Annotated in this window: 2 protein-coding genes; both read left to right on the top strand. The window is 66.9% G+C overall.

From position 1 onward, the window contains the following. The first annotated feature begins 67 nt into the window (after positions 1-67). Positions 68-415 carry a hypothetical protein gene (locus O0J73_RS22340; RefSeq protein ID WP_006479484.1) on the top strand — a complete coding sequence of 116 codons (348 nt, stop codon included), beginning with the start codon at positions 68-70 and terminating at the stop codon, positions 413-415. A 20-nt stretch (positions 416-435) separates the two neighbouring features. Beyond that, on the top strand, positions 436-1,515 hold the full coding sequence (locus tag O0J73_RS22335; protein ID WP_308309672.1) for a hypothetical protein: 1,080 nt from the start codon (positions 436-438) through the stop codon (positions 1,513-1,515). Positions 1,516-1,546: the final 31 nt, after the last annotated feature.

Below are 1,546 nucleotides of genomic sequence, written 5' to 3'. Positions count from 1 at the left end.
CACCGACGCCACGCCGTGACCGTGCCGCGGCTGTATTCCGGCCGCCCCCGCCCATCAAGGAGCCCGTATGGACCCGAGCAATGTCAACGCCCAGGTCATCGATGTGATCAACCAGGTGCAGACGGCCACCATGGCCACGACCGTGGTGAAGACCAGTGGCGCCGGCAAGGCCTACCAGTCGGTGGCCCAGTCCGCGGCGATTGCCGTGCAGGACGCCGCCGACGCGCTGCGCAACGTTTCCACCATCGCAACCACCGCCGCCGGCGTGGCCATGGCCCAGTACCTGGCGACGGGAGACGAAAAATATGCGAGGGTGCTCACGCAGGCGCAGACCATGATGCAGGGGGCCACCGACGACTTCACCCGCGTCGGCAGCGCCGCTGCGACCGTCCTCAAGGATTTTCCGGCCCAGTGAGGCCGCCAGGAGAGCCACGCATGAGCGTTTTCATCGACGGTCGCCCCGTTCCCCATCCCGGCCAGCTCAGTTCGCGAACCAAGCGCGTGCTGCCGTTCGTCGATGGCGGCCACTATTGGCTGCAGTGGGCCATCGATTCACACGAGCATCGATACGCCTTTGCAGACGAAGGCGCGATGCTCGAAGGCGTGCAGCAGGGCCTGCATGGTTCACGCATGGCCTGGCTTCCCAATGCCGGCCTGCAGGTGAGCCCGGTCAAGCTGCTCAGCCTTCACACCGACGAACTTGAAGCCTTGCGCCAGCTGGAATCGAGCCCGCCCAGCAACCTGCTGTCGAATGAAGTGCAGAGCGTGCTGGTCCGGCACGGCCTGCTGAGCAACAAGGAACTGGGCGCATACCGGCCCTTCCTCGCGGCCGTTGGCGCCGGCGACGCGCCGCTGCTGCAGCAGCTCGACTTCCGTGAATCGCTGGCGCTGTACCAGCTGGCCCAGGAGCAGGGCGGCCTTAACCCGCCCAGCGAGGCCCAGGCCGAAGCGGCCCGTTTCGCCTTGCAGCACGCACGCAGGCCGATCGAATTCGCCGACTATTTCCGCTTCTACCTGCGTGCTTATCGGCCGGGAGGCAACAGCGACCTGCGCCTGGAACGCGCCACGCACGCATTGCAGACCCTGCTGCCGATGCTGTTCGGCTACCTGGACGGGCCCCAGCTTTCGCATCTTCCATCCCCCGAGCAGGTGCGCGCCGCCATTGCCGAAACACTGGCGGCAAACCGCCACATCGGCTACGCCCGCATTTCGCTGGCCGCGCAGCAGGTCGCGATGTTCCTGGGCGATGGCGATGGGCTGCAGCTGGATGGCGAACGATGGCGCGAGGCCGCGCGTCGGCAACTGCGCAGCGCACAGGCGTTCCTCGACAACCATCCGGTCTCGCGCGGCCAGCTCGGCCAGGACGGTGCCAGCGTGCTGTTCGCCATCGATGGCTCCAAGGAACAGGCGCGCATCCAGGTGGAGGACAACGTCATCACCCTGCAGGACTACCGCCGAACGCGTCGTTTTGCCGAGGATGAGGCCGAGATCGGCTACCAGGCAGACGAAGTGTGAGCCCGCCCTCACCCGCCCCCGGGCCTGATGG

This window comes from Stenotrophomonas sp. Sm6012 (genome assembly GCF_030985895.1).
Taxonomy (GTDB): Bacteria; Pseudomonadota; Gammaproteobacteria; order Xanthomonadales; family Xanthomonadaceae; genus Stenotrophomonas; species Stenotrophomonas forensis.
The sequence above is the reverse complement of the archived record's forward strand: the minus strand, read 5'-3'. Positions and strand labels throughout refer to the sequence as shown.

Coding starts and splice junctions, on each gene's coding strand:
- O0J73_RS22340 (WP_006479484.1), top strand. CDS start 68: ATGGACCCGAGCAATGTCAACGCCCAGGTCATCGATGTGATCAACCAG.
- O0J73_RS22335 (WP_308309672.1), top strand. CDS start 436: ATGAGCGTTTTCATCGACGGTCGCCCCGTTCCCCATCCCGGCCAGCTC.